We start from the raw sequence: 23,057 nt of genomic DNA on the forward strand, positions 1-23,057 counted from the left end.
CATGACCACCTCCGCATGGACCCTGCTGGTGGTCTTTCTCGTTTTGCTGGGCGTGCTGGCTTGGCCGCTAGGCCGCTTCATGGCCGCGATGTGCGACAGCCGCTTGCCGCGTTGGATGCAGCGCGTCGAAGCGCCGTTGTACGCGGTGGCGGGTACGTCGCCTGACCAGTCGATGCACTGGCGCACCTATGCGCTGGCGCTGGTTGCTTTCAACACTCTCGGCGCGATCTTCGTCTACGGCTTGCAGCGCCTGCAGGCCGCGCTGCCGTTGAACCCGGCAGGCATGGCCGCGGTGTCGCCGGATTCGTCGTTCAACACGGCGATCAGCTTCGTGAGCAACACCAACTGGCAGGGCTACGCCGGCGAGTCGACCATGAGCTATCTCACGCAGATGCTCGGCCTCACGGTGCAGAACTTTCTGTCGGCGGCCACCGGCATCGCCGTCGCCTTCGCGCTGGCACGCGGCTTCGCGGCGCGGCGCACCGACGGCAAGGGGCTGGTCGGCAACTTCTGGGTCGACCTGACGCGCATCACAGTGTGGCTGTTGCTGCCGATCTCGTTCGTCATCGCGATGGTGCTCGCAGGCCAGGGCGTCATCCAGAACTTCGACGCTTACAAGACCGCGACGACGATCGAAGCACAGGCTTACCAACAGCCCAAGCTCGACGCCGGCGGTCAGCCCGTCAAGGACGCCGCTGGCGCTCCGGTGCTCGAAGACGCGAAGACCACCACGCAAACGCTCGCCATGGGTCCGGTCGCTTCGCAAGAAGCCATCAAGATGCTCGGCACCAACGGTGGCGGCTTCTTCAACGCCAATTCGGCGCACCCGTACGAGAACCCGACCGCGTTTTCCAACCTCGTGGAGATGCTGGCGATCTTCCTGATCCCGGCGGGACTGTGCTTCACCTTCGGCCGCGTCGTCGGTGACCGACGCCAGGGCTTCGCCGTGCTCGCTACGATGACGGTGTTGTTCGTCATCGGCGTGCTGGTCATGATTCCGGCCGAACATGCGGGTAACCCTTTGCTGACCTCGCTCGGGGTCGACCAGGCATCGAGTGCGATGCAGGTCGGCGGCAACATGGAAGGAAAGGAAACGCGCTTCGGCCTCGATGCGTCGTCGCTGTTCGCCGTGATCACCACCGCCGCATCTTGCGGTGCCGTCAACGCGATGCACGACTCGCTCACGCCGCTCGGCGGCATGGTGCCGATGGTGATGATGCAGCTCGGTGAAGTCGTCTTCGGCGGCGTCGGCACCGGCCTGTACAGCATGCTGATCTTCGCGATCCTCGCAGTGTTCATCGCCGGCCTGATGATCGGTCGCACGCCTGAATACCTCGGCAAGAAGATCGAGGCGCACGAGATGAAGCTCACCTCTATCGCCATTCTGGTCACGCCGATGCTGGTGCTCGCAGGCACCGCCATCGCGGTCATCGCAGCAGATGGCAAGGCCGGCATCGCCAACCCTGGCGCGCACGGTTTCTCGGAAATCCTGTATGCGCTGACATCGGCGGGCAACAACAACGGCAGCGCCTTTGCCGGGCTTTCGGCCAACACGCCTTTCTACAACGGGCTGCTCGCGGTCGCTATGTGGTTCGGCCGCTTCGGCGTGATCGTCCCGGTGCTCGCCATCGCGGGTGCGCTCGCTGCCAAGAAGCGCCTGCCGGTGACCGCCGGAACGATGCCCACGCACGGGCCGCTGTTCGTGACTTTGCTGATCGGCACCGTGCTGCTGGTCGGCTTGCTCAACTACGTGCCTGCGCTCGCGCTTGGGCCGATGGTCGAGCACCTCATGCTCTGGAAATAAAGGCTCGCCCCCAGGTCGCTGCGCACTGCGTGTCGCGACTTCCACCCCCTGACCGGGGGCAACACCAGCAGCCTGGCAAAGCCAGTTCCGCGGTGTTCCTGGAAAAGACCTCATGGACAATTGATATGCAAATCCGATCTTCCCTTTCTCTCTTCGATGGTGCGCTCATCAAGCCCGCACTGTGGTCGTCGGTGACCAAGCTGAGTCCGCGCGTGCAATGGCGCAACCCGGTGATGTTCATCGTCTACATCGGCAGCATCCTGACGACGCTGCTCTGGCTGCATGCGCTGACATTTCCGGGTGACACCGGCATGCCGCCGGCGTTCGTGCTGGCCGTGTCGATCTGGCTCTGGTTCACCGTGCTCTTCGCCAACTTCGCCGAAGCGTTGGCCGAAGGCCGCAGCAAGGCGCAAGCCGCTTCCTTGCGCGGTTTGCGCAAGGACACCTGGGCCAAGAAGCTGCAGCAGCCGCACTACGGCGCGGCCTTCCTGCCCGAGCAGGCGCCCAACCTGCGCAAGGGTGACGTCGTGCTCATCGAGAGCGGCGACGTGGTGCCGCTCGATGGTGAAGTCATCGAAGGCGTGGCCTCGGTCGACGAAAGCGCCATCACCGGCGAATCGGCACCCGTGGTGCGCGAATCGGGCGGCGACTTCTCGGCTGTGACCGGTGGCACACGCGTGCTGTCCGACTGGCTGGTGGTGCGCATCTCGGTCAACCCCGGTGAGTCGTTTCTCGACCGCATGATCGGCATGGTCGAGGCTGCCAAGCGCCAGAAGACGCCGAACGAGGTCGCCCTCACCATCCTGCTGGTGGCGCTCACGCTGGTGTTCCTGATGGTCACCGTCACGCTGCTGCCGTACTCGGTGTTCAGCGTGGCCGCGGCCGGTACCGGCACGGTGGTGTCGCTCACCGCGTTGGTCGCGCTGCTGGTGTGCCTGATCCCGACGACCATCGGCGGCCTGCTGTCGGCGGTCGGCGTGGCCGGCATGAGCCGGATGATGCAAGCCAACGTCATCGCCACTTCGGGCCGCGCGGTGGAGGCCGCCGGCGACGTCGACGTGCTGTTGCTCGACAAGACCGGCACCATCACGCACGGCAACCGCCAGGCCAGCGCTTTCCTGCCGGCTGCCGGTGTCCGGCCCGAGCGGCTGGCCCGCGCCGCAGTCGTCGCCTCGCTGGCCGACGACACGCCCGAAGGCCGCAGCATCGTCGAGCTGGCACGCCGCCAGAACGTGTCGGATGCCGGCGTCGAAGGCGCGACCTTCGTGCCCTTTACCGCGCAAACGCGCATGAGCGGCGCCGACCTTCCGGCAGCGGCCAACAGCCTCGACGTCGACACCATCGCCATGCGCAAGGGCGCGGTGCACGCGGTGCAGAAGTACGTGGAAGCGCTCGGCGGCACGATGCCGCCCGATGTGCTGCGCGCATCCGAAGAAGTGTCGCGTCGTGGCAGCACGCCGCTGGCCGTGTCCGAAGGCAACCATGTGCTGGGCATCGTCGAGCTGAAGGACATCGTCAAGACCGGCATCAAGGAGCGCTTTGCCGAGCTGCGCCGCATGGGCATCAAGACGGTGATGATCACCGGCGACAACAAGCTCACTGCGGCTGCCATCGCGGCCGAAGCCGGCGTCGACGACTTTCTGGCCGAAGCCACGCCGGAAGACAAGCTCGCGCTCATTCGCCAGTACCAGGCCGACGGCCGGCTGGTCGCGATGACCGGCGACGGCACCAACGATGCACCGGCACTGGCGCAAGCCGACGTGGCGGTGGCGATGGGCAGCGGCACGCAGGCCGCGAAAGAGGCCGCCAACATGGTCGACCTCGACTCCAATCCGACCAAGCTGCTCGAAGTGGTGGAGACCGGCAAGGCCTTGCTGATGACGCGCGGCTCGCTCACCACGTTCTCCATTGCGAACGACGTGGCGAAGTACTTTGCCATCATCCCGGCGATCTTCGTGTCGACCTATCCGCAGCTCGGTGCGCTCAACGTGATGCGGCTCGCCAGCCCGTCGTCGGCCATCCTGTCGGCGGTGATCTTCAACGCGCTGGTCATCGTCTTCCTGATCCCGCTGGCGCTCAAGGGCGTGCGCTACCGGCCCGTCGGCGCCGCTGCGCTGCTGCGCCGCAACCTCGCGATCTATGGCCTCGGCGGCCTCATCGTGCCCTTCGTCGGCATCAAGCTGATCGACTGGATCCTCGTTGCCGTGCACCTCGTCTAAAGCGTCTCCAGGACTCATCATCATGAAAAACATTCTTCGTCCCGCGCTGGTTCTGTTCGTCTTGCTCAGCGCCCTTACCGGGCTGCTCTATCCGCTGGTCGTGACCGGCGCCGTCAAGGCGGTGTTCCCGGTGCAGGCGGCGGGCAGCATCGTCGAACGCGACGGCGTGGTCATCGGCTCGACGCTCATCGGCCAGAACTTCAGCGACCCCAAGCACTTCTGGGGACGCCCGTCGGCCACCTCGCCGATGACCTACAACGGCGCGGCTTCGGGCGGCTCCAACCAGGGCCCGCTCAACCCGGCGCTGGTCGATGCGGTCAAGGGTCGCGTCGAGGCTCTGCGTGCTGCCGATCCTGGCAATACCGCGCCGGTGCCGGTCGATCTGGTGACCGCATCGGCCAGCGGGCTCGACCCACACATCAGTCCGGCTGCCGCGAGCTACCAGGCGGCCCGCGTGGCACGTGAGCGCGGCCTGCAACCGGCGCAAGTCGAGCAACTGGTCGCCTCGCACACCGAAGGCGCGCTGTGGGGCTTTTTGGGCGAGGCGCGTGTCAACGTGCTGGCACTCAACATGGCGCTCGACGCCGCCAAGTGAGGAGCACCTGTCATGGCCTATGCCGCTTATCGAGAGAACAATGGTGTCCCGCGAATCTCGCATGCCACGCCCCGCAACGCGACCGCGTTCTGCGTGCTCGACGTGACCGTCGCCTGCGCAGATGCCGCCTGCGTTCGGCGTAACGTCGCGCAGGTCGACGACACCGGCGTGGTCCGGTGCGAGCCGCTGCTGCACGACGACGGCACGCAAGAGAGCGTTGCGCCCCGCGTGCGCCTGATGATTCGCTTGCCGATCACCCGCTACACCGAGCTGCTGCACCGTTTGATCGAGTGCGTGCCTTCCGGTGAAATCGGCCGCTTGGTGAGCTGGCGCGAGCACCTCGCGCGCTGCGGGTTGCGCGATGGCCGATAGCACCTTGGTGCAGGACCTCTGGCACGGGCTGCTGGCCCTGGCGGCGTTGATGGTGCCGCTGTTGTTCGCCTGGTTCGTGCTGTCGCGCACCGCAAGGCGGCACAGGCACAAGAAGCACATGACCAGAGACGAAAAGGGCAGAAGCGAGCTATTTGCGTTCGCGTCGACGAAGCGCTGCTCTGGTGCCCCATGCGCATCCGATCACCGAAACGCTCAAGATCAACACGCTCGAAAAATCGACGCTCCAATGTCCATCCAAGACTCGGCTCACGACGGCCCCAAGGCACATGAACCCAGCGACATAGAAAAACTCTCCTGCGAGCAATGCGAACCATGCACGCTGCCTGATGAACGGCCGCTTGAACTGGGTCCAGAGCGCCACCCCGAAGCCCGCAAGGCTCGTCAGAATCCAAGCGAGCAGCGATATGCCCGTGAACAACGTAATCGATCCGACGTAAACGGTCCCTTTGTTGATGGGATAGGCGACCACCGACCACAGCATTGGCGCAATGGTCGTGGCGATCGCAATCCCGGCAATACGGCTTGGCCAAAGTGACCCGTGTTTATCGGACGCCAGCATCGAAAATCCGTTGTGCCAGTGCTTTCCATCTTGCGGGTGAGTCCTTGACGACTTGCGCGTAGTAAAAATGGCCTTCTGCATTCTTCGAACCGAACTGCCTTCCCAGCGTGGGAATTGCTTGCGCAATTTCAAGCTGTGTCATTCCTGCATGAAGCAAGTCGCCCCTATCGGTGAGGTCTATGACGACCACGCTCTTGATGTTTTTGTTGGCGCGCAGCTTTGCAAGGAAGTCTTTATCGATGGGCGAACCGATCAGTACGAGGTGATCGACGATGTGCCCTTTGTTTGCGTAGAAGTTGGCAGTCTGAGCCGCGAGCAGCGAGCCATAGGAATAGCCGAGCATATTGAACTGGCCTTCTTTCGCGTCCATGCCGCTTGTCAGTACCCAGTCATCGCTGTCCTCGTAGCGAATGAGCAGACCGGCTCTGAATGCGTCGAGGAATGTGCCGCCCGAGTCCTTTGCGAAGTTGGGCATGTTCGCGCCAGCGGTGTTGGTGAGACCAACGCTCACGTTCTTGATACCCACCGCTTGAAATGCCGCCAACTGCGGCTTTATGTAGTCACCGTTCAAGCCCGCCCCACCCCAATACAGCGTGCCACGCGGCTTCTTCACATAGACCTTGACCGGCGCCGTATCGCTCTTGAGCGTCAGCGGGGACACGCTCGAATGAATGGGATTGAACCCGTAGTGCGGGGTGCTCACTCTATTCACCCTCCGGCAGAACTTCCAACTCGGCGCTCAGCGCATGCGCCGCGCTGACTCGCTGTGTCTTGCCATCGCTGTCGGTGACGCCTTCGAACGTCAACCCGTCAACGGTAAGTCTGTAGCGACGATGCCTGAGTGGTTCGCCCGTCCCTTCATCGAGAACGTGAAAGTGTTGGTCGTATTTCTTCTCAGGTGCTTTCGAGTCGTGATCCTCGGCTATCGCCTGCGTTCCAAGTCCGAATGCGATCCTGGCAGCTGCGTTGCTGCCGATCTCGCTTCGGGCGTTGCTTTGCAACGCGATGAGCGTAGCGCCGCAAGAGGTGAGCATTCCTTCCAGCGCGATTCGCACCCCGTTGACGGTGCGCTCCTCAGCGCCTTCGATGATGGTGTGGATGCCGGGGCATATGGGGCAGCGCACCTTGTGCCCGACGCCGGAGGCCCGCCGCCCGTAGACATCGAAACCCTCGAATCCCTCGATGACGGTGCCTTTGTGTGTCGTGGTGTCGCCCACGCAAATGATTGGCCGTTCTGCCATGGTCAGTACCTCCCTTGGCCAGCGTGCTGGCCTGCTGTTTTCGACGAAGCCTCTCGGGTTTGCCGTATGAAACGGATACCGCGATGTATGGCGGAAAGCAGACTAGCACCAAAGAAATTTGCGTCAGCGGTTGCAGCCACCCGGTTTTGTTAAAAAGTTCCTAATGCAAGACCACACCCGCCCCGACCCCGACGCATTGATCGCGCAGATGCGCAACGACGAGGCGCGCGCCAGGCGCGGCAAGCTGCGCATCTACTTCGGCGCCAGTGCCGGTGTCGGCAAGACCTGGGCGATGCTGAGCGCCGCACAACGCGAGCGCACGGCGGGCCGCGACGTGATGATCGGCGTGGTCGAAACGCATGGTCGCAGCGAGACCGCGGCGCTGCTGGTCGGGCTCGACACGCTGCCGCTCAAGCAGTTGCCGTACCGCGACCGCACGCTCCCCGAGTTCGACCTCGACGCCGCGCTGGAGCGCAAGCCCGCGGTGCTGCTGGTCGACGAACTGGCCCACACCAACGCGCCCGGGTCGCGCCATGCCAAGCGCTGGCAAGACGTGCAGGAGCTGCTGGCCGCCGGCATCGAGGTCTGGTCTGCCCTCAACGTGCAGCACCTGGAAAGCCTGAACGGCACGGTCGGCGCCATCACCGGCGTGCGCGTGCACGAGACCGTGCCCGACACCGTGCTCGACGAAGCCGACGAGGTGGTGCTGGTCGACGTCACGCCCGACGAGCTCACTGCGCGACTGGCAGCCGGCAAGGTCTATTTGCCCCAGCAGGCCGAGCGCGCGGCGAAGAACTTCTTTCGCAAGGGCAACCTGATCGCGTTGCGCGAGATCGCGTTGCGACGCACCGCCGAGCACGTCGAAGACGACATGCGCGGCTGGCGCGTGGAGCAGTCCGGTGCGACCGCGCTGCAGGCGTGGAACACCTCGGGCGCCATCCTCGCTTGCGTCGGTCCGCACGAAGGCTCTGCGCAGACCGTGCGCACCGCCGCGCGACTGGCCGGCCAGCTCAACGTGCGCTGGCACGCCGCGTATGTCGAAACGCCGCGGCTGCAACGGCTCGACGCGGCGCAGCGCGACCGCATCCTCGCGGTGCTCAAGCTGGCCGAAGAACTCGGTGCCGCGACAGCGGTGCTCACCGGCGCCGACATCGCGCAGCAGCTGACGGCCGAAGCGCAGCGGCTGAACTGCGCCACGATGGTCATTGGCCGACCCGAGGCCGCGACAGGATGGCGCCTCCTGGTGTCTCGCATGTGGCTTCAGCCCGCGTTGGCGCTTTCATTGGCCGAGCAGGCGCCGGCGCTCGACATCGTTGAAGTCGGACGTGCCGACAGCACGCGCCGACTGGCCTGCGCGCCCCTCGGCCTCGGCCACCGGGCTGGGAACGGCGACCGCGACGATGGCAGCGAAAGAAACGACGCGGCCGATGACGACGACGATGCCGACCGGCCGCGCGCCCAATGGCCCGGCTATGCGCTGGCAGCGGCGAGCAGTGTGGCGATCACCTTGGTCGCGACGCCGCTGCTCGGCGTGCTGGAACTGACCAACATCGTCATGCTTTTTCTGCTGGGCGTGGTGGGCATCGCGATGCGCTTCGGTCGCGGCCCTTCGGCCTTGGCGGCGCTGCTCAACGTGGCGGCGTTCGACTACTTCTTCGTGCCGCCACGGCATTCCTTCGCGGTCAGCGACGTGCAGTACGTCGTGACCTTCGCGGTGATGCTGGGCGTTGGCCTGCTGATCGGCCAGTTGACCGCGGGCTTGCGCTTCGCAGTGGGCGTGTCGACCAGCCGCGAGCGGCGCGCGCAGTCGCTGTTCGAGCTCACGCGCGAACTGTCGGCCGCGCTGGAAAGCACGCAGGTGGTGGCGCTCGGCGCCGCTGCGGTGCAACGCCATTTCGGCGGTCGGGCTCTCGTGTTGGTGACCGACGCGACCGACCAGCTGGTGCGCCCGCTGGCGCCGCCGCCCGGCTTCGACGCGAGCGTGGCCGACTGGGCGTTTCGGCAAGGCCAGCCGGCTGGCCTTGCGACCGCCACGCTGGCCGCGCAGCCCTGGCACTACGTGCCGCTGAAGGCGCCGATGCGGGTGCGCGGCGTGCTCGCGCTCGAACCCGCGCGACCGCGCTGGCTGCTCATCCCCGAGCAGGCGCAACAGCTCGCTACGCTGGCGCGGCAGATCGCGATCGCGCTGGAGCGCGTGCACTACGTCGAGGTCGCGCAGGGGGCGGTGGTCGAGATGGAATCCGAGCGCCTGCGCAACGCCTTGCTCGGCGCCATTTCGCACGACGTCCGCACCCCACTGACGGCGTTGATCGCGCTGGCCGAGTCGCTGCAAACCTTGCCGCCCGACCAGCATGCCGAGGCTGCCCGCGCCATCGTCGCGCAGGCGCGCCAACTGCATGCGTTGGTCAACAACCTGCTGGACATGGCGCGGCTGGAGAGCGGTGGTGGCGCCGTCAATTTGCGGCGCGATTGGCAGTCGGTCGAAGAAGTGATCGGCTCGGCCATACGGGCGGCACGACCCGCGCTCGGCGACTGGCCGGTGCAGACCGCGCTGGCGCCCGACCTGCCGCTGGTCGAATTCGATGCGGTGCTGATTGAGCGCGTGCTGGTCAACCTGCTCGAGAACGCCGTCAAGTACGGCGCGCAGCCGGTGGTCGTTAGCGCCGCCGTCACGCCCGTTTCGCTGGTGCTGACGGTGCGCGATCACGGCCCCGGTTTGCCCGCCGCCCTGCACGGCAACGAGCAAACGCTGTTCGACAAATTCACCCGCGGCCAGGCCGAGTCGGCCACGCCGGGTGTCGGGCTGGGCCTGGCGATTTGCAAGGCGGTGGTGAGTGCGCATGGGGGTGACATCGCTGCGATGAATGCGGTCACTGATGCCGAAGGTGGTGGCGCAGAATTCACCGTCACCCTGCCGCGCCGTGCGCCGCCAGCACTGCCCGAACTGCCATCGTCATGAGCACCACGCCTCGTCCCCTGCAACCCACCGCCATCGTGATCGAAGACGAGCCGCAGATTCGCCGCTTCGTGCGGGGCGCGTTGGAAACGGAAGGCTGGCTGGTGCACGAAGCCGCGACGCTGCGCGATGGCCTGGCCGCCGCCGGCACGCGCCAGCCCGACCTGCTGGTGCTCGACCTCGGCCTGCCCGACGGCGATGGCGTGACGTTGATCCGCGATGTGCGCGGCTGGTCGGGCGTGCCGATCATCGTGCTGTCGGCCCGCACCGATGAGGCCGACAAGATCGCCGCACTCGACGCCGGTGCCGACGACTACCTCACCAAGCCCTTTGGCACTGGCGAACTGCTGGCGCGCGTGCGAGCCAACCTGCGCCGGCTGCGTGCGGGGAGTGCAGGTAGCGACGAGCCCGAGGCGCTGTTTCGGTTCGGCGAAATCGAGGTCGACAGGGCCGCACGGCTGGTCCGGCGCGCGGGTGCCGAAGTGCATCTGACGCCCACCGAATACCGCCTGCTGACCGTGCTGGTCGCGAACGTCGGCCGCGTGATCACGCAGCGGCAGTTGCTGCGCGAGGTGTGGGGTCCGTCGCATTCCGACCAGAGCCATTACTTGCGCATCTACATGGGGCATCTGCGGCAGAAGCTGGAGGCCGATCCGGCGCAGCCACGGCATTTGTTGACTGAGACGGCTGTGGGGTATCGGTTGGTGGTTTAGGTCTAGCTCTAGGTCTGGTGCTTCGCGGAACAAGATGATCAAACTTTCAAGTCGGACCATTTTTCGATGACATTGCTGAATCTTCACCTCAGCACCTACTTGGACGGCTAACTTTCAAGACTCGTATCGATCCCATCGAACCGAGGCTTCGAGAAGCGCTTCTGTCCTGGACTGCGCACGCGCCAGTGCGACGTTGTCAGAAACAGAATTGGTGAGGGCCGCATGCACCTCCTCACCGAGAACTTCTTCAATGCGCGTGTATACAGGTGTCAATGGGCGCATTGAATTACTCAGAAGTCCTTGTTTTGCAAGTCGATCCACAAAGCCGACGATTGGGGAAGTGGCACGCATCTCCGGATCGGAACTGACACTGAACAGTGGCGCAACAGGAAAGCCATTGCGAATCTGGTTTCGCATCGACCCCGCAGATGTCATCCATTTGATAGCTTGCACCGCCAACTTCGCGCGCTCCTGTGGCAAGTTGCTCGGCACCGCAAGCAAGAATCCACCGATCGGCGATGAACAACGAACTCCGCTGATGTTGGGGTGTGGCAGATAGTGGACCAATCCCTTGACCTTCGACGCCAGATCGAACTCGAAGCGTGCTGCCCGCATGCTCCAGAGATAACACATGGCCGACTTTCCCACCATAAATTCATTCATGCTGCGATTCCAGTCGTACATCAGCACTTCGGGAGCGGACACCGTCAATAGCTCGCGCATGAATTTCAACGTTTCTACGGCGGCGTCAGAATCGAGGCTGGCGCGCCACTGATCCGGGTTTGCTCCGCTACCAACTGCTTCAGTTCTTCCTCTCGTCAACACCGCACCTCCATGCGCATCCAATAGAAACATGAATGCGGTCGCGATGGGCATGCCGCGAGCGCCATTCCATGACAGGCCGTAGCGGCCTCGCCGGGGCGCGTGAAGTCGGCGCGCGGCATCGAGCAGCTCTTTCAATGTTCTTGGGTAGGGCAGGTTCGCATCGGAGAACAGATCGCGTCGTGCAGCGACGGTTTCCACGGTGAGGTAGAGCGGCACACCGTACTGTCGCGCTTGCCAAGCACCGGTCTCCCAGACTGTCGGGTGGAAGTCGTGTCCCGAGATCACCCCTTCCTCGATAGCCTCGTCGAGTGGGGCGATCAGTTCCTTATCGGCAAACTCTGATAGCCACGGGAAGTTCAGAGCCACGATGTCGACGGTCGACTCTGGAAGCGTGGCGTTGCTCAACAGCGTGTCGTACAGCTCTGGCAACTTGAGCAAGGTGAAGTCTTCACGCGAGCCAGCGTTGGCTCGGAAATCGGTCCAGAGGTCTCGCAGGGATGTGAAATAGTTGTCCTCCGCGAACAGGAACGTCAGTCCTTTGCCTTCGCTTGCCAAGCGCAGTCTCAAGGTTTCTGGGGGTAACCGATCAGCGATCGAGGTATGAAGGTCGCCGAAGTGATAGTGCTCATCACTGCCGGTGTCGAGACGCTGTCCCATGGCCTCCGCCAATAAGGCCTTGATGCGCTGTGCGTACTGGATAAACGATTCCCGAAGCACGGAACTGGCTTGCAGCAGGTACGACTTGCCCAACTCACCAGCTGCGACCTTGTTGATCAAGCCAGATTCAATCAGTCTCTGGATCCGTCGGGTGGCCGTGCCATAAGGAAGTCCCGACACCTGAATAAGTTGTGTGATCGAAAGAGGCTCCTGCAGCAACCCGGCGCGGATCAGATGACTCGTAATCGTCCACGACGCGTCTACCTCGGCGCCTGCCACGAGTTCGACGAAGGGTTGCCGGGTGTGGGTAATGAAATCAACGACGCGCAGCAATTCAATGTCGTTCATTTGGTCAACGTCGCGGTCTAAGGGTTGTTCCTGGAATTATCCATTGTGGACTTTTTCGCAGTTGTGCGTCTCTGTGCGGTCCTTTAGTCTCCGGTTGCGCTGACGGCCACTCGGATGTTCGCGCCGATTCCATAGAGACGTCCTTTGACCGACGGTGCGTCGTTCAAGGGTACTAAATCCAATGAAAGAGACAAAATGAAAACTTCAATTGCGCTTTGCTGCGCCACCCTTGCCCTTTTCTCGGCCTTGGCAGTCCACGCAGACGAGTACAAGGGAGCGCCTCGGACGTTCCTCTTCAATCCAGCTCTTGAGGTGTGCTTCAAGGACACCGCGGTGTACAAAAAGAAGGGGCCTTACACGATCGGCTTTTCCAACGCGGGGCTGGGTGACTCTTGGCGCGTCGTCATGCTGCACTCGCTTCAGCGCGCTGCGGCCGAGCACAAAGCCGAGATCGCGCATCTGTTGATCACTGACGCCGGCAATGACGACGCGAAGCAGGTAGCCGACATTCAGGACTTGATGTCGCGCGGCGTCGACCTGCTGATCGTAAGTGCCAACACACAGAAGGCCCTCGACCCCGTCGTCACTAGCGCAATGAAAAAGGGTATCCCCGTCGTGATGATGGACCGAAGAATCGCGTCGGACAACTTCGTCACGTTCGTCACTGCATCGGACGCGATGATGGGACGGCTCTGGGCGCAGTGGATCGTGGAGCGATTGAATGGCACCGGTAACGTCGTGATCCTGGCCGGACAGGCGGGTTCGAGTCCTAGCGAGAACCGAATTAAGGCGGCAAAGCAAGTATTTGCACAAAACCCAGGTATCAAGATACTCGACACCGTCTACTCCGACTGGAGTCCGGTAAAGGGCAAGCAGGTGATGGCCGCCGCGATCAGCAAATACGGCAAGTCCATCAATGCTGTTTGGGCTGCCCACGGATTGCAGGTCTCCGGATCGATCGAGGCGTTCATTGAAGCTGGATTCAAGGATGGCGAGATTCCGATGCACACGACGGCCGACCTGAACGGTCCGATGCAGCTGGCGTTGAAGCACAACATTCCGATGCTTGAAATCGGATATCCGCCTGCGATGGGTGGGGCGGCGATCAACGCTGCGCTCGAGGTGCTGAAGGGAGCGCCGGTGCCATGCAACTACGAGATCAACGCACAGATCGCCACGACAGACGGCAAGGGCACGGCCTCAATCAAGCCTGATCTTTCGTTCAAAGAGATGGTCTCACCTAACGGCGCTGCCAACTTGCTCGTGACTGGCGGAATGGGTAAGGACTACAACCCGACGACTTACAAGGTTGACTACCCGAAGTGAGTGACGCGGTGGAAAGTGCTGCGGACCAAGGGGCGCAGCATTTCTCTGGTTCGTGACCATGGCGAGATCACATAGATTCTGGAACGATACATGCTCGAACTCGTAGAGATCAGAAAGAGCTTTGGCTCTGTGGATGTCCTGAAAGGTGTCTCGCTCCGGGCGGCGGCAGGCCGAATCCACGCACTCGTTGGGGAAAACGGTGCGGGCAAATCGACCCTCATAAAGGTCACTGCCGGCGTCATACCTGTGGAGTCGGGGTCGATTCGCTTCGATGGCGAGGAGATCCGTTGGAAATCGCCCGGCGAAGCCAAAGCGCGTGGTGTTCACGTGATCTACCAGGAGTTCGTTCAGTTTCCTGAACTCAGTGTGGCCGAGAACATCTTTATTGGCGACCCCCGGGTAAGTCCAGGTGGTCTATTGCGTCCCAAGCGGATGCTTGCCATGGCAAGCGAATTGCTTTCGAAACTTGGGGTCGAAATTGATCCGTCGACGCCTGTGAGCGCGCTTTCGGTTGCTGACCAGCAGATGGTCGAAATCGCGAAGGCGTTGGCCCACAAGGTCAAACTGCTTGTGCTGGATGAGCCGACCGCCGTCATTTCTGGTCGCGAAGTCGAACTGCTTTTCAAGCGATTGCGCCAGTTGCGGGACGAGGGGGTGGCGGTCATCTATGTTTCACACCGCCTCGAAGAGATTTTTGAACTGTGTGATGACGTCACCGTCATCAAGGATGGCCAACTTGTCGGTTCGCGGCTCACGTCCGAACTTGATCAGAAGCAGCTTGTTGCCATGATGGTGGGTCGGCCACTGGCGGATCTTTACCCGCCACGACGCGAACTCGGTGAGTCACTGCCAGTGGTGTTGCAGGCAATCGACGTGTGGTCGGGTGAGCTTGTGCGCGGGTGCAGTCTTGAGCTGCGCGCTGGCGAGATCACGGCGCTGGCCGGAATGATTGGGTCGGGCCGTACCGAGTTGGCAATGGCCATCTTTGGCGGCAACGCACTGGACCGTGGAACGATTTGCGTGGACGGTCAGACGCACGACCGGATGACTCCTGCCAAAGCCATGGACCTCGGCATCGGACTCCTGACCGAGGATCGAAAAAAGGAAGGTTTGGCAATGCAGCTCGACGTGGCAGCAAATTTGAGCGCTGCTAACTTGCAAGAAATCACACGTCACGGGGTCCTCGATAAAACGTTGGAATCGAAGATCGCGCACGACGCCATCAGCGAATACCGAGTGGCGTGTCGTGGCCCGCACACACCAGTCGCCGAGATGTCCGGCGGAAATCAGCAGAAAGTGCTCCTTGCCCGATGGGCGCGCCGGGCAAAGCGTGTACTCATCCTGGATGAGCCTACGCGCGGTGTCGATGTTGGCGCTAAAGCCGATATCTATCGAATGATGCAAGACGCAGCAAATCGCGGCTTGGCCATCCTGATGATCAGCTCTGAATTGCCAGAGGTCGTCGGCATGGCCGACCGAGTCGTCGTGATGCGCGATGGACGCATAACAGGCGAGTTGCACGGCGCAGAGATCAATGAGCACTCGATCATGACGCTGGCAACCCGCTCTGGTGGCGCGACGCGGAAGGAGGCGGTATGAACATGAGTGTGGTTGCTCCTCTGCTGCAGGTGAATGCTGCGCGGAGACAGAATTGGATGCCCGTGTGGGTACGCGGCCACGCACGACTATTGGCCGTCGTTGCGTTGCTGCTTCTCCTGGCAGTTATCGGTTCATTTTTCAACGCACGTTTCCGCGACGTGGGCAATTTCCAAAACGTTTACGAGCAGTCCGTTGGTCTTGCGCTGGTGAGTCTGGGTCAGACCGCCGTGATACTCACTGGCGGAATTGACTTGTCGGTCGGTTCACTCATCAGCTTGCTGTCCGTGTTGACCTCCGGCCTGATCGACGGGCACCCCGAACGGGTCGCGGTGGTGATCGGTGGCGTGCTGTTACTCGGCCTTCTCATCGGCATGCTGAACGGGTTGTTGACGATCTGGCTTGGTGTTCACCCCTTGATCGTGACACTCGGTACCGGGGCAATATTGCAAGGCATTACGTTGCTCTATTCAAGCGATGCGGCCGGGTCTGTTCCACCGGGGTTCGAGGATTTTGCGTACGGCCGTATCTGGGGGCTTCCGGTAGGGGCTTCCCTCACGCTGCTTTTCTTTTTGTTGGCTGCGTTCGTGCTGCGACGAACGCGCCACGGTCGGTACGTGTACGCGGTGGGCGGAGACCCCCACGCTGCTGCATTGCTGGGCTTGCCGGTGCGTCGAGTCTTGGTCGTCGCCTATGGGTTCTGTGGTCTCTGCGCGGCGGTTACTGCGCTCTACGTGGTGAGTCGCTTTGGTGTCGGCCAACCCTATACGGGTGCGAACTACACGCTTGCATCGATCACGCCAGTTGTCATCGGAGGCACGGTGCTCGCAGGCGGCCGAGGTGGAGTCATCGGCACGCTGCTCGGTGTCTACCTGATCGCACTGTTGAACAATTTGCTGAATTTCATGGATGTCTCCAGTCACTATCAACTGGTTATCCAAGGCCTTGTTGTAGTGGTCGCGGTCTCTTCATTTACCAACAGTCACGCAAAGCGCAGCTAAGGTGAACCGAATGAATCCTTCTATTCCGGCAGTCGCTGTTACCGGCCGCCGCTCCGACCTGACGTCGCGCGTGACGCGCTTACTGCGAAGCAACGTGCTTGCCTTGGTAGGCGCAATACTTTTGGTGGCGGCCGCAATAGCAGCGCCCGCGCTGTTGACTGCCAGCAACCTGGGAAACATGCTTTTGCAGTTCGCGCCGCTCGGCATTGTGGTGATCGGGCAGATGTTGGTAATTCTGGTGCGTGGTCTGGATCTGTCGGTTGCGTCCGTGATGGCGACTTCCGCGGTTGTAGCGACCTCATTTTCCGGGCTCGATGCAGACCTCGTCTGGATCCTCCCAACAGCGCTGGGCTTGGGTGCTCTCGTCGGCGCAATCAACGGCCTGCTTGTGACGAAGCGCAACGTCAGCCCGTTTCTGGCGACGCTAGCGACCATGATCGTGCTTCAGGGCGCTCGCAATGCCTACACGCAAGGAGCGCCTTCCGGCAACGTGCCACCGCTCCTTCGATCGATTGGTTCGGGCGTCACTGCCGGTATTCCAAACAATGTCATCGTGCTCCTGGCTGTTGCGGCGCTCGCGTACATCCTGCTGCACGTCACCACTTTCGGGCGGCGAATTTACCTGACTGGTGGGAGCCCAAGAGCGGCCCAACTCGTCGGCATCACGGTGGATCGGGTGACGATCTCCGCCTATGTGTTGTCGGGTGCCTTGGCTGCGTTGGCGGGGTTGGTCCTTTCCGGCTATGTCAGCGTTGTCGACAACTGGGTGGGAAAGAACTTCGAACTCGATTCGATCGTCGCTGCAGTCATGGGCGGTGTCGCCTTGTCCGGTGGGAAGGGCACTGCGTTAGGTGCGCTGATGGGCGCCGCCATTCTCGTAGTGCTGTCCAACGCTGTCGTCATTTTGGGCATGCCCATCCATGTGCAGTTGGTGATGAAGGGTTTCATCATCGTGCTCGCAGCGGCGCTCTACATCGTCAAATCCAAGGGTACGCGCTGAAGCGCGATCCAATTCAATTCACACACTGAGGAAACCTCATGAAGGCAGTTCGCTTCCACGGTCAAAAGGACATTCGAGTCGAGGAGGTCAGTGGGCCCACGTCACCATTGGCAGCCGATGATGTGCTGATCAAGCCGTTGGTTTGCGGTATCTGCGGCACCGATCTTCACGAATACGTCTCTGGCGCAATCGTCACGCCGACAACGCCGCACATCTACACGGGAGCGACCAATCCCCAGATTCTCGGTCACGAGTTTTCGGCACTCGTGCTCGATGTGGGCAAGGAAATCAAGCACGTTCATGCTGGCGACCGGATCTCGGTGCAACCGCTGATATCACCGCGCGACGACTATTTCGGTCGCCGGGGTTTGTTTCATCTGAGCCCGTGCATGGCCTGCGTTGGGTTGTCATGGGCTTGGGGTGGTCTAGGCCAGCAGGCCGTCGTGAAGGGCTACAACGCCGTAAAGATCTCGGACAAAGTCAGTGATGTTCAGGGCGCGTTGATCGAGCCTGCCGCAGTGGCCGTCTACGCGCTTGACCGAGGGCGCGTCACCATCGGGTCGACTGTCTTGATCTCTGGCATGGGCCCCATCGGGGCGCTTTGCTTGCTGGGAGCAAAGGCTGCAGGAGCGAGCAAGATTTTCGTTTCCGAGGTCAATCCCAATCGGTTGGCCCGTGCTCGTGAGCTGGTACCAGCTTGCATTCCCGTCAACCCGACAACGACGAACCTGGAAGAGTTCATACGGGACCAGACCGAAGAAGGAGTCGGCGTTGATGCGGCCATCGAGTGCGGCGGCTCGGAGGCGTCGTTAAACGCTTGCATCGGTGCGGTGCGACGCCAAGGCGTTGTGGTGCAAGCCGGTCTGCACTCGCGCCTTGCGCTGGTCGATCCGATGAAGTGGGCCTTGAAGGACATCACGATCGAAGCCACATGGTGCTACCCCACCAGCAGCTGGTCCCGAATCGCCTCGATGATCGAAAGCGGCGTTTTCCCGGTTGAGAAAGTCGTGACCGCACAGATCGCAATGGATGACATCGTCTCCAAAGGCTTTGACGCACTGCTTGATCCGACAGGCAACGAAATGAAGGTACTCGTTTCCGTCAGTTAGCGCTCAAGCCGTCACTTCAAATAGCTTTCGTCAATTCATCGACAACCTTCTCCAGAACAATCATGCATTTCATCGTCCACTGCGTTGATCACGAAAACGCTCTTCCGATTCGACTCGCAAACTACGAGGCTCACAAGGCTTATTTGGCTCAGGCGAAAGTCAAGACTGTGATCTCCGGGCCACTCACCGCCGATGACGGTGTGACTATGAAGGGGAGTTGCTTCCTCCTCGAAGCGGACAGCAAGGACGACGTCCTCGCGTTCCACCGCAACGATCCGTTCTTTGCTGCGGGCGTATGGCGTGATGTTTCGATTCACGTCTTCCTCAAACGCGTCGATAACCGCGATTGAACTAAAGGTCATCAATGTCTCATCACAAACATGCACTCGTCATCGGCCACACCGGCGTTGTTGGCGGCAATCTCGCTTCTCATCTGATCAATCTCGGGGATTGGAAAGTCACCGGCGTTGCACGAAACTCCCTGGCCACCACGACCGGCGTGACGCCCATCACCGTCGATCTGCTGGACCGCAACGCCACCTTGCAGGCCTTATCTGGTCTGAGGCCGACGCACCTCTACTTCACCACGTGGACTCGGCGAGATACGGAAGCAGAGAACATCAAGGCCAATGGCGCCATGCTGGCAAACGTACTGGATGCAGTAGCGCCTGCGCGGTCACTGCGGCATGCAGCGTTGGTCACCGGCACCAAACACTACCTTGGCCCGTTCGAATCCTATGGTGCTTCAAAGCCCGACACACCGTTTACAGAAGACAGGCCACGTTTGCCTGGCGAGAACTTCTACTACACCCAGGAGGACATCCTGTTCGCACAAGCCGCAACCCACGGCTTTGGCTGGAGCGTGCATCGCCCCCACACGATCGTCGGCTACGCGCTTGGCAATGCGATGAACATGGGCGTGACGCTGGCCATCTATGCCTCGATCTGCAAGGAAACCGGGCAAGCCTTCGTGTTCCCCGGATCGCGCCAGCAGTACGAGGCAGTCACCGACATGACCGATGCGCGCCTGTTGGCTCGGCATTTGACTTGGGCCTCGACTTGCGAGGCTGGGCGAGACGAAGCCTTCAACGTCGTCAACGGCGATCTGTTCCGCTGGCGGCAAATGTGGGCCACATTAGCTGAAGAGTTTGGTCTCGTGAATGGAGGATTCCCGTCACAACCCATGCCACTCGCACAACAGATGGCCACCAGCGGCCCGGTCTGGGACGACATGGTCAAGAAGTACGGGCTGCAACCTCACGCACTCGACCGCCTGGCCTCTTGGTGGCACACCGACGGTGATCTTGGTCGCGATGTTGAATGTTTCAACAGCATGACCAAGAGTCGCGCAGCGGGGTTTGGCGAGCACCATGACACTGCGCAATCCTTCCGCGAACTGTTCGTGCTGTTGCGTGGAAACCGGATCATTCCGTGAGCCCTGTCGCAGCGATCGACATTTCCAACCCATGTGTCCGGCCTGACCGCCTTTGCACACAAGAAGCGACCTACCCATGAATAAAGACATAGGATTTCTCGGCCTTGGCAAGATGGGACTGCCAATGGCACGTCATCTTGCTGCCAATGGTCATTCAATCAGCGGCTTCGACCTTGTCGCGGATCGTAATTTGGCCGCGCAGGCCGCCGGTTTGCGTATTGCAGAGAGTGCTTTGCGCCTCGTCACTGAATGCGCCACCATCGTCTCCTCATTGCCGAACGACGACGCGCTCGAGGAGACGGCCCGCGTGATCGCGGCAAGTGCGCGTGCCGGCTCGGTCTACATCGACACCAGCACAGTTTCGATCGAGGCGTCGGCCCGGGTGGCGACAGTCTTGAGTGCAGCAGGTATTGCCTACCTGCGTTGTACGGTTTCGGGCAACAACCACATGGCAGAAGCTGCGCAGTTAACCGTGATGGTCTCCGGCCCGCGGGAGACCTTTGACGAAGCGCGCGCTATTTTCAATTCCTGGGGAGCGACTTGCTTCTACCTGGGTGATGCCGAGCAAGCGCGACTGATGAAGCTGGTGATCAACTTGATGATCATGCTGACCTCTGGCATGTTGGCTGAAGCCCTGACGCTAGGTCGGAAGGGTGGTCTTGATTGGAACGACATGTGGCAGGTCATTTCGGCGAGTGCGGTTGCTTCACCGATCGTCAAGGCCAAGGCAGCGATGCTCGGTCGACGCGATTTCAGTCCCACCTTCACAGTACAACAGATGCGCAAGGACGTTGGCTTGATCCTGGATGCAGGAGCCGGATTGAACGTCCCGTTGGGCCTGACCGCGACTGCCGCGCAGTGGCTGGCGAGCGCTGCAGCCCAAGGTGGTGCCGAGGATGACTACGCGTATGTCATCAAGGTCGTCGAACAGGCGGCTGCAATGGATTCGTCTGCCGTCTAATTTGTGTAATAGAACATTGCTTCACGATGCGCTTTATTTTCGATGCCAGACTGCCTAGAGTTCGATTTGGCGACGGTGAGTTAGCTCGCTTGCCAGACGAGGTTTCAGCCTTGGGTGCTAAACGAGTTTTAGTGCTTTGCACGCCGCAACAGCTAGAACACGCGCAACGTGTCTCAACGCTGCTCGGTCAGCAGGCCGTCGCCACCTTTGACCAAGCGGTGATGCACGTGCCGACCGAGACCGTGGCGGATGCCATCGCGGTCGCCGAGCGGGTTGATGCGGACCTTGCTGTAGCGATCGGCGGCGGTTCGACCATCGGTTTAGCGAAGGCATTGGCGCTCAAGCGCAACCTGCCTTTCATTGCCATTCCTACGACTTACGCCGGCAGCGAGATGACGCCGATCTACGGCCTGACGGAGCAGGGTCGCAAGCTCACAGGCCGCGATCCCAAGGTCCTGGCACGTTCGGTTATCTACGATCCCGAATTGTCTCGGGAATTACCGATTGGACTGACGGTCACGAGTGGTTTGAACGCCATCGCTCATGCAGTCGAGGGAATGTACGCGAGCGATGGCAACCCGGTGATCAGCCTGATGGCCGAAGAAGGTATTCGAGCGATGGCGGTAGCCATCGCTGGGCTCGTGACCGCGCCGTCGGATCCCGTGTTCAGGTCACAGGCATTGCAGGGAGCTTGGTTGTGCGGCACGGTCCTTGGCAATTCTGGAATGGGACTGCATCACAAGCTCTGCCATACGCTTGGGGGCAGCTTCAACTTACCGCATGCCGAAGTACATAGCGTCATCTTGCCCCACGCACTTGCGTACAACGAGCCCATGGTTCCTGACATCGCTGCACGGATTGCTGCGGCTTTGGGTGGAGCAGGCACTGCGTCGAGCCAGTTGTTCGCGTTGGCAAAAAAAGCCGGTGCGCCGCTCAGCCTGCGCGAGATCGGCATGCGTGAGGCGGACCTCGACCAAGCCACCAGTCTGGTATTCGAACAGCGCTATCCGAACCCCCGACCACTGGAAGAGTTGGCAATACGCAAGCTTTTGCAACGTGCCTTCGATGGCTCGCCACCGTTGTAGTCCGGTTTTTAAATCTTCACGACATTCAATTCGAGAAAACATGATCAACATTGACGAGCGGACAATCACCGATGCGGTTGTGCAGTCCTTCGCCACTTGCCCAGATTTGCGTCTGCGTGCCATCCTTACGCGCCTCGTACACCATTTGCACGACTTTGCACGCGAAGTCAAATTGACAGAAGCCGAGTGGCTCGCTGGTATCCAGTTCCTTACAGACGCCGGCGACATCACTGACGCTAAGCGCCAAGAGTTCATTCTGCTGTCCGATACGCTGGGTTTGTCTACGCTGGTGACTGCACAGAACAATCAGCGGCCCGCGGGCTGTACAGAAGCGACCGTGTTCGGACCCTTCTTCGTGGAGGGCGCGCCTGAAGTCGCCAATGGTGCAGACATCGCTAATGGCGCCAAAGGGCTGCCGTGCTACGTCCGAGGCTCGGTCAAAGGACTCGATGGATTGCCGATTCTTGAGGCGACGATCGACGTCTGGCAGTCCGATGACGACGGTTTCTACGATGTTCAACACCCAGACTTAGAGCAACACCAGGCTCGGGCGCGACTCAGAAACCGTAGCGATGGAACGTTCGATTTTCGATCTATCGTCGCGGTGCCGTACCAGATTCCCAAGGATGGCCCCGTCGGTAAGATGCTGGAAGCGACCGGGCGGCATGCGTGGCGGCCGGCCCACTTGCACTTCATGATCGTCGCACCTGGATATGAACGTCTCATTACGCATGTATTCCGTTCGGATGGACCTTACCTGGAATCCGACGCGGTTTTTGGCGTTCGATCAACCCTCATCGCCGACTGGCAACGACACGAGCCAGGCATGGCTCCCGATGGGGCGGTGCTCGCGGTGCCATTCTTTACCCTTGACTATGCGTTTGTGTTGAATCGCAGTATCGCTACAGCATCGCGATGATTCGGCAAATTGTGATGTGGAGTGTTCGTGGCGATACCCCGCCGGAGCGGCAAGTCGCGCGCGAGCGGGTTCGGGATGCATTCGAGAGTTTGAGAGGCCGCATTCCCGGCATGACTCGGTTAGAGATCGGACTTAACATTAGCAGTGCTGACTATGCTTGTGATGTGGTTCTTGTCTCGGATTTTGTCAGCAGAGATGCATTGGAAGCCTATGCCATTCATGCTGAGCACAAACGTGTGAGAGCCGAGCTTGACACCCTGCGACTCACCAGATATCAGATTGACTACGTTGTTGTCGAAGAGCCGTACTGAGGTG

Annotated in this window: 21 protein-coding genes; 18 read left to right on the forward strand and 3 right to left on the reverse strand. The window is 61.3% G+C overall.

Annotated features, from left to right (window positions below; genetic code table 11):
- Window position 1: 1 nt before the first annotated feature.
- The 5 genes from kdpA (at window position 2) to H7F36_RS07920 (ending at window position 5,546) form a co-directional block, all read left to right on the forward strand.
- Window positions 2–1,804, forward strand: coding sequence for a potassium-transporting ATPase subunit KdpA (kdpA, locus tag H7F36_RS07900; RefSeq protein WP_187054149.1), 1,803 nt, complete (start codon window positions 2–4; stop codon window positions 1,802–1,804).
- A 125-nt stretch (window positions 1,805–1,929) separates the two neighbouring features.
- Complete coding sequence (gene kdpB, locus H7F36_RS07905; protein WP_187054150.1) at window positions 1,930–4,023, forward strand: potassium-transporting ATPase subunit KdpB; 2,094 nt, start codon at window positions 1,930–1,932, stop codon at window positions 4,021–4,023.
- A 22-nt stretch (window positions 4,024–4,045) separates the two neighbouring features.
- Window positions 4,046–4,618 (forward strand): potassium-transporting ATPase subunit KdpC, encoded by a 573-nt coding sequence (gene kdpC, locus H7F36_RS07910; protein WP_187054151.1) that lies wholly within the window; start codon window positions 4,046–4,048, stop codon window positions 4,616–4,618.
- A 12-nt stretch (window positions 4,619–4,630) separates the two neighbouring features.
- Entirely contained in the window at window positions 4,631–4,990 is a 360-nt protein-coding gene (locus H7F36_RS07915) for a hypothetical protein (protein WP_187054152.1), read from the forward strand.
- Complete coding sequence (locus tag H7F36_RS07920) at window positions 4,980–5,546, forward strand: hypothetical protein (protein ID WP_187055165.1); 567 nt, start codon at window positions 4,980–4,982, stop codon at window positions 5,544–5,546. Before H7F36_RS07915 ends, H7F36_RS07920 begins: the two co-directional genes overlap by 11 nt.
- A gap of 7 nt (window positions 5,547–5,553) precedes the next feature.
- On the opposite strand, the gene H7F36_RS07925 is transcribed toward H7F36_RS07920, so the two are convergent.
- Together H7F36_RS07925 and H7F36_RS07930 are read right to left on the reverse strand one after the other, a co-directional pair.
- The gene (locus tag H7F36_RS07925; protein WP_261802531.1) at window positions 5,554–6,273 is read right to left on the reverse strand and encodes an alpha/beta hydrolase; all 720 of its coding nucleotides are present in this window, start codon (window positions 6,271–6,273) and stop codon (window positions 5,554–5,556) included.
- A 1-nt stretch (window position 6,274) separates the two neighbouring features.
- Complete coding sequence (locus H7F36_RS07930) at window positions 6,275–6,787, reverse strand: PAAR domain-containing protein (protein WP_261802532.1); 513 nt, start codon at window positions 6,785–6,787, stop codon at window positions 6,275–6,277.
- A 187-nt stretch (window positions 6,788–6,974) separates the two neighbouring features.
- Here H7F36_RS07930 and H7F36_RS07935 point away from each other — a divergent pair, with 187 nt between their 5' ends.
- Window positions 6,975–9,770, forward strand: a complete 2,796-nt coding sequence (locus tag H7F36_RS07935) for a DUF4118 domain-containing protein (protein ID WP_187054154.1) — start codon at window positions 6,975–6,977, stop codon at window positions 9,768–9,770.
- Window positions 9,767–10,480 carry a two-component system response regulator KdpE gene (gene kdpE, locus H7F36_RS07940; RefSeq protein WP_187054155.1) on the forward strand — a complete coding sequence of 238 codons (714 nt, stop codon included), beginning with the start codon at window positions 9,767–9,769 and terminating at the stop codon, window positions 10,478–10,480. Before H7F36_RS07935 ends, kdpE begins: the two co-directional genes overlap by 4 nt.
- Before the next feature lie 114 nt (window positions 10,481–10,594).
- Here kdpE and H7F36_RS07945 read toward each other — a convergent pair whose 3' ends face one another.
- Entirely contained in the window at window positions 10,595–12,310 is a 1,716-nt protein-coding gene (locus H7F36_RS07945; RefSeq protein WP_187054156.1) for an extracellular solute-binding protein, read from the reverse strand.
- Window positions 12,311–12,505: 195 nt separating this feature from the next.
- On the opposite strand from H7F36_RS07945, the gene H7F36_RS07950 reads away from it, so the two are divergent.
- From H7F36_RS07950 to H7F36_RS08000, 11 genes are all read left to right on the forward strand, one after another.
- Window positions 12,506–13,636, forward strand: coding sequence for an ABC transporter substrate-binding protein (locus H7F36_RS07950; RefSeq protein WP_187054157.1), 1,131 nt, complete (start codon window positions 12,506–12,508; stop codon window positions 13,634–13,636).
- Between the two features lie 90 nt (window positions 13,637–13,726).
- A complete protein-coding gene (locus H7F36_RS07955) occupies window positions 13,727–15,235 on the forward strand; it encodes a sugar ABC transporter ATP-binding protein (protein WP_187054158.1) in 1,509 nt (502 codons plus the stop codon).
- Window positions 15,232–16,233, forward strand: a complete 1,002-nt coding sequence (locus H7F36_RS07960; RefSeq protein WP_261802533.1) for an ABC transporter permease — start codon at window positions 15,232–15,234, stop codon at window positions 16,231–16,233. Before H7F36_RS07955 ends, H7F36_RS07960 begins: the two co-directional genes overlap by 4 nt.
- Before the next feature lie 124 nt (window positions 16,234–16,357).
- The gene (locus tag H7F36_RS07965) at window positions 16,358–17,233 is read left to right on the forward strand and encodes an ABC transporter permease (protein WP_261802623.1); all 876 of its coding nucleotides are present in this window, start codon (window positions 16,358–16,360) and stop codon (window positions 17,231–17,233) included.
- Window positions 17,234–17,271: 38 nt separating this feature from the next.
- The gene (locus tag H7F36_RS07970) at window positions 17,272–18,342 is read left to right on the forward strand and encodes a zinc-binding dehydrogenase (protein WP_187054160.1); all 1,071 of its coding nucleotides are present in this window, start codon (window positions 17,272–17,274) and stop codon (window positions 18,340–18,342) included.
- Window positions 18,343–18,404: 62 nt separating this feature from the next.
- On the forward strand, window positions 18,405–18,692 hold the full coding sequence (locus tag H7F36_RS07975; RefSeq protein ID WP_187054161.1) for a YciI family protein: 288 nt from the start codon (window positions 18,405–18,407) through the stop codon (window positions 18,690–18,692).
- Window positions 18,693–18,706: 14 nt separating this feature from the next.
- Complete coding sequence (locus tag H7F36_RS07980) at window positions 18,707–19,777, forward strand: SDR family oxidoreductase (RefSeq protein WP_187054162.1); 1,071 nt, start codon at window positions 18,707–18,709, stop codon at window positions 19,775–19,777.
- Between the two features lie 76 nt (window positions 19,778–19,853).
- Entirely contained in the window at window positions 19,854–20,738 is an 885-nt protein-coding gene (locus H7F36_RS07985; RefSeq protein WP_187054163.1) for an NAD(P)-dependent oxidoreductase, read from the forward strand.
- A gap of 26 nt (window positions 20,739–20,764) precedes the next feature.
- Window positions 20,765–21,823, forward strand: coding sequence for a maleylacetate reductase (locus tag H7F36_RS07990; protein WP_187054164.1), 1,059 nt, complete (start codon window positions 20,765–20,767; stop codon window positions 21,821–21,823).
- 40 nt (window positions 21,824–21,863) lie between these two features.
- The gene (locus H7F36_RS07995) at window positions 21,864–22,742 is read left to right on the forward strand and encodes an intradiol ring-cleavage dioxygenase (protein ID WP_187054165.1); all 879 of its coding nucleotides are present in this window, start codon (window positions 21,864–21,866) and stop codon (window positions 22,740–22,742) included.
- Window positions 22,739–23,053 (forward strand): Dabb family protein, encoded by a 315-nt coding sequence (locus H7F36_RS08000; protein ID WP_187054166.1) that lies wholly within the window; start codon window positions 22,739–22,741, stop codon window positions 23,051–23,053. Before H7F36_RS07995 ends, H7F36_RS08000 begins: the two co-directional genes overlap by 4 nt.
- The last annotated feature ends 4 nt before the right edge of the window (window positions 23,054–23,057 follow it).

It is taken from the genome of Variovorax sp. PAMC28562 (assembly GCF_014303735.1).
Classification (GTDB): domain Bacteria; phylum Pseudomonadota; class Gammaproteobacteria; order Burkholderiales; family Burkholderiaceae_C; genus Variovorax.

What these genes read in the sequence shown, in the direction of transcription:
- kdpA (WP_187054149.1), top strand. Translation starts at nt 2, where the DNA reads ATGACCACCTCCGCATGGACCCTGCTGGTGGTCTTTCTCGTTTTGCTG.
- kdpB (WP_187054150.1), top strand. Translation starts at nt 1,930, where the DNA reads ATGCAAATCCGATCTTCCCTTTCTCTCTTCGATGGTGCGCTCATCAAG.
- kdpC (WP_187054151.1), top strand. Translation starts at nt 4,046, where the DNA reads ATGAAAAACATTCTTCGTCCCGCGCTGGTTCTGTTCGTCTTGCTCAGC.
- H7F36_RS07915 (WP_187054152.1), top strand. Translation starts at nt 4,631, where the DNA reads ATGGCCTATGCCGCTTATCGAGAGAACAATGGTGTCCCGCGAATCTCG.
- H7F36_RS07920 (WP_187055165.1), top strand. Translation starts at nt 4,980, where the DNA reads ATGGCCGATAGCACCTTGGTGCAGGACCTCTGGCACGGGCTGCTGGCC.
- H7F36_RS07935 (WP_187054154.1), top strand. Translation starts at nt 6,975, where the DNA reads ATGCAAGACCACACCCGCCCCGACCCCGACGCATTGATCGCGCAGATG.
- kdpE (WP_187054155.1), top strand. Translation starts at nt 9,767, where the DNA reads ATGAGCACCACGCCTCGTCCCCTGCAACCCACCGCCATCGTGATCGAA.
- H7F36_RS07945 (WP_187054156.1), bottom strand. Translation starts at nt 12,310, where the DNA reads ATGAACGACATTGAATTGCTGCGCGTCGTTGATTTCATTACCCACACC.
- H7F36_RS07950 (WP_187054157.1), top strand. Translation starts at nt 12,506, where the DNA reads ATGAAAACTTCAATTGCGCTTTGCTGCGCCACCCTTGCCCTTTTCTCG.
- H7F36_RS07955 (WP_187054158.1), top strand. Translation starts at nt 13,727, where the DNA reads ATGCTCGAACTCGTAGAGATCAGAAAGAGCTTTGGCTCTGTGGATGTC.
- H7F36_RS07960 (WP_261802533.1), top strand. Translation starts at nt 15,232, where the DNA reads ATGAACATGAGTGTGGTTGCTCCTCTGCTGCAGGTGAATGCTGCGCGG.
- H7F36_RS07970 (WP_187054160.1), top strand. Translation starts at nt 17,272, where the DNA reads ATGAAGGCAGTTCGCTTCCACGGTCAAAAGGACATTCGAGTCGAGGAG.
- H7F36_RS07975 (WP_187054161.1), top strand. Translation starts at nt 18,405, where the DNA reads ATGCATTTCATCGTCCACTGCGTTGATCACGAAAACGCTCTTCCGATT.
- H7F36_RS07980 (WP_187054162.1), top strand. Translation starts at nt 18,707, where the DNA reads ATGTCTCATCACAAACATGCACTCGTCATCGGCCACACCGGCGTTGTT.
- H7F36_RS07985 (WP_187054163.1), top strand. Translation starts at nt 19,854, where the DNA reads ATGAATAAAGACATAGGATTTCTCGGCCTTGGCAAGATGGGACTGCCA.
- H7F36_RS07990 (WP_187054164.1), top strand. Translation starts at nt 20,765, where the DNA reads ATGCGCTTTATTTTCGATGCCAGACTGCCTAGAGTTCGATTTGGCGAC.
- H7F36_RS07995 (WP_187054165.1), top strand. Translation starts at nt 21,864, where the DNA reads ATGATCAACATTGACGAGCGGACAATCACCGATGCGGTTGTGCAGTCC.
- H7F36_RS08000 (WP_187054166.1), top strand. Translation starts at nt 22,739, where the DNA reads ATGATTCGGCAAATTGTGATGTGGAGTGTTCGTGGCGATACCCCGCCG.